At 72.8% G+C, this 2974-nt stretch carries 5 protein-coding genes and 1 pseudogene; 1 reads left to right on the top strand and 5 read right to left on the bottom strand.

Translation table 11 applies throughout. From position 1 onward, the window contains the following. The 3 genes from ACTHMS_RS12170 to ACTHMS_RS12160 form a co-directional block, all read right to left on the bottom strand. Positions 1-200 (bottom strand): PHP domain-containing protein (locus ACTHMS_RS12170; RefSeq protein WP_440306931.1); only part of this gene is annotated, 200 nt, incomplete at its 3' end. A gap of 29 nt (positions 201-229) precedes the next feature. Continuing rightward, a complete protein-coding gene (locus ACTHMS_RS12165) occupies positions 230-817 on the bottom strand; it encodes a PH domain-containing protein (RefSeq protein WP_440306930.1) in 588 nt (195 codons plus the stop codon). Between the two features lie 14 nt (positions 818-831). After that, positions 832-990, bottom strand: coding sequence for a hypothetical protein (locus tag ACTHMS_RS12160; RefSeq protein ID WP_440306929.1), 159 nt, complete (start codon positions 988-990; stop codon positions 832-834). A 125-nt stretch (positions 991-1115) separates the two neighbouring features. On the opposite strand from ACTHMS_RS12160, the gene ACTHMS_RS12155 reads away from it, so the two are divergent. Beyond that, positions 1116-1541 carry an NUDIX hydrolase gene (locus ACTHMS_RS12155; RefSeq protein ID WP_440306928.1) on the top strand — a complete coding sequence of 142 codons (426 nt, stop codon included), beginning with the start codon at positions 1116-1118 and terminating at the stop codon, positions 1539-1541. Positions 1542-1618: 77 nt separating this feature from the next. Here ACTHMS_RS12155 and ACTHMS_RS12150 read toward each other — a convergent pair. Then, positions 1619-2128, bottom strand: a pseudogene (locus tag ACTHMS_RS12150) (MaoC family dehydratase); the annotation flags it as partial. 40 nt (positions 2129-2168) lie between these two features. Further along, the gene (locus ACTHMS_RS12145; protein ID WP_440306927.1) at positions 2169-2705 is read right to left on the bottom strand and encodes a suppressor of fused domain protein; all 537 of its coding nucleotides are present in this window, start codon (positions 2703-2705) and stop codon (positions 2169-2171) included. Positions 2706-2974: the final 269 nt, after the last annotated feature.

Genomic DNA, 2974 nt, shown 5'->3' with positions numbered 1-2974 from the left:
TGCACGCAGGACACCTCGACACCGCGGACGAGGGTGAGCCCGTCGGGCCGCGCGCGCACGGCCTCGTCCCAGCCGGCCGTGGTATCGTGGTCGGTGATGGCGACGACGTCCAGCCCGGCCGCGGCGGCCTTCCGCACCAGGTCGGAGGGGCTGTCCGTGCCGTCGGACGCGGTGGAGTGGGCGTGGAGATCGATCCGCACCCCTCCAGGGTAGGCAGCGGCGGAGGGTCTCAGAGCCGCTTGGGCGGCCTCGCCGCACGCTGCAGGCGCCGCACGCGCTCAGGGTCGGGCACTGCGGGCAGCGGCTCGGTGATGTGATCGGCCGGGTGGTCGTCCGGGTCGGGCGGCTGCGGCTCGCCGAAGATCAGCTCGCGCAGGATCATGAAGAAGCCCACGGCATCGTTGATGCGGGTGAGGTTGTGGGTGTCCGGGTGGTCGCCGGGTGCCTCGAGTTCGATGGTGCCGTAGCCGAACCACTTGCCGGGCACCGTCTGCACCAGCCGGGCGCCGGACACGCGGTCGATGCGCAGCGAGGCCTCGGCCGTCGTCGTCTCGGGCACGCCCTGGATGCGGATGATCCGCTTGCCGGTGAGGATGATCCATTCCGCGCTCCAGGTGTGGATGCGGAACGCGAGGATCGCCAACAACTCGAGGGCGACCAGCAGCACCGCCCACCAGCCGGACAGGAACAGCCAGCCGGCCACGAGGGTGAGGGCGAGCACGACGGCGGTCTCGCGCGACGTGCGGCGGAACCACGTGATCGGCGAGTGGCGGGTGCGGGCCCGGATCGGCAGTTCACTGCGCAGCAGCGGCGGCACGAGCGGGCCCTCGGTCAGCTGGCGAGGTCGTCGACGACCTTGCGGATGCTCTTGGCGACGTGCTGGACGAGGTGCCAGGCGCCCTCGGCCATGTGCGCCGAGTGGTCGGGTGACACGACGACGTAGAACAGCACGAAGGCCACGATGAGCCCACCGGCCACCTTGACCACCATCTGTCCTCCGCCCGCCGCGGTCGGCCACGGACGGTTCCCCGCGGCACACCTCCGTCGTTCATAGCGCATCGCGGCGCCCGAACCGGGTGGGCGCGCCGGAGGACGACCCGGGCAGACTGGACGCCGTGAGCGCCGACGCGACCACCGGAGCGGTGCGCCAGCTGTGCGCCGGCGCGGTCGTGCACGACGACCACGGCCGCCTGCTGCTCATCCGCCGCGGGCACGAGCCGGCGCGCGGACTGTGGTCGGTGCCAGGCGGCCGCTGCCTGCCCGGCGAGGACACGGCCACGGCCTGCCGGCGCGAGGTGCTCGAGGAGACCGGGCTGGTCGTCGGGGTCGGCCGGCTCGCCGGCACGGTCGAACGCCCGGGCGTCGGCGCCGTGGTGTTCGTGATCGACGACTACGTGGCGCGCGTCGTCGGGGGCTCGCTGCGTGCCGGCGACGACGCGGACGAGGCCCGCTGGGTCGACGCGGCCGAGTTCGCCACCCTGCCGCTGGCGCCGCTGCTCGCCGAGACGCTCGGCGGGTGGGGGCTGCTGCCGCGGCGCTGACGTTCCCGCAACGCGATGATCACGCACGGGTGCACACCAGGGTGTGCCTGCGTGCGTGATCATCACGCGCGGGCGGCTCAGCGGGGTGTCGGCTCCGGGCGGCCGGGCTGCTCGCCGCCGCGCGCGTCGATGTACTCCTTGGTCGGCACCATCACCTTGCGGCGGAAGATGCACACCACGGTGCCGTCCTGCTTGTAGCCGATCGTCTCGACGTACACGACGCCGCGGTCGGACTTCGACTTCGACGGCGTCTTGTCGAGCACCGTGGTCTCGCCGTAGATGGTGTCGCCGTGGAAGGTCGGCGCGACGTGGCGCAGCGACTCGATCTCGAGGTTGGCGATCGCCTTGCCGCTCACGTCCGGCACCGACATGCCGAGCAGCAGCGAGTAGATGTAGTTGCCCACCACGACGTTCTTGCCGAAGTCGGTCGTCTTCTCGGCGTAGTTGACGTCGAGGTGCAGCGGGTGGTGGTTCATCGTCAACAGGCAGAACAGGTGGTCGTCGTACTCAGTGACCGTCTTGCCCGGCCAGTGCTTGTAGACCGCCCCGACCTCGAACTCCTCGTAGTACCGACCGAACTGCACCGTCGTCTCCTCGTCGTCAGTGGACGCTGCCCGGTGAAGCGTCTCAGGCGGTCGGCGGCAACGTCACCGGATCCCGGGCGAGGTCGAGCAGATCACACCCCTGCTCGCGCCAGAGTTCCTGCAGCCGCTGGGTGCCGTGGACGCGTCCCCAGGCCAGTTCGTTGGCCGTCGCGGGCAGCAGTTGCAGCACCTGGACGTCGGCCGCGTGCGGCTCGAGGTCGCCCACCGGCACCGGCTCGAGCGGGCTCACGGTGACGACCGCGCCGGTGCAGCGCGAGCCCGGCGCGAGGGGCTGTTCGGTGTCGACGGTCATGCCGGGCCGGTAGACGACGCCCTCGACGACCGGGGCGGCGGCGAGCACTGCCAGCGTGCGCCAGACCCCCTCGACGCCGAGGGTGTCGACGTGCAGGTGCAGCATCAGCTCCGCGCGCGGCGCGCCCGGATCGGTCATCGCGTCGGCCGCGGAGGTCATCGGGCGCCTGCTCATGCCGAGGCTGAGGTAGACCACCTCGCCCGGGATCGGTTCGTAGCGCAGCACGTCGATCGGCTCGACCCCGAGGAAGGACACGGTCGCCCGCACGGCCGGCTGGGCGAAGTGCTCGTCGGCCGCCGCCTCGACCGCGGCCAGGACGGCGCTCAGGGTCGGCCCCCGCTCACGGCACCGGTTCGACTCACACCCTGACGGTAACCAGCCGGGCGGACGCGACGGCGCCCGCCCGGAGCCGGTGTTGGTGGGGGGCGCGGCCCCCCCCAGGCCCCCGCCCCCCGTGCGGTTTACCGCGCCCGCCCACGGGCTGGCGGCCCGCGGCCGCGCGGGGCCCCCACCCGACACCGCCCCCCCGGGCGTGG

This window comes from Jatrophihabitans sp., from assembly GCF_051960575.1.
Taxonomy (GTDB): Bacteria; Actinomycetota; Actinomycetes; order Mycobacteriales; family Jatrophihabitantaceae; genus JBQCEE01.
This window is presented reverse-complemented; position numbering and strand designations above follow the sequence as displayed.

Bases quoted from the DNA above. Each gene is read 5' to 3' on its own strand.
- ACTHMS_RS12160 (WP_440306929.1), bottom strand. From the start codon at position 990: ATGGTGGTCAAGGTGGCCGGTGGGCTCATCGTGGCCTTCGTGCTGTTC.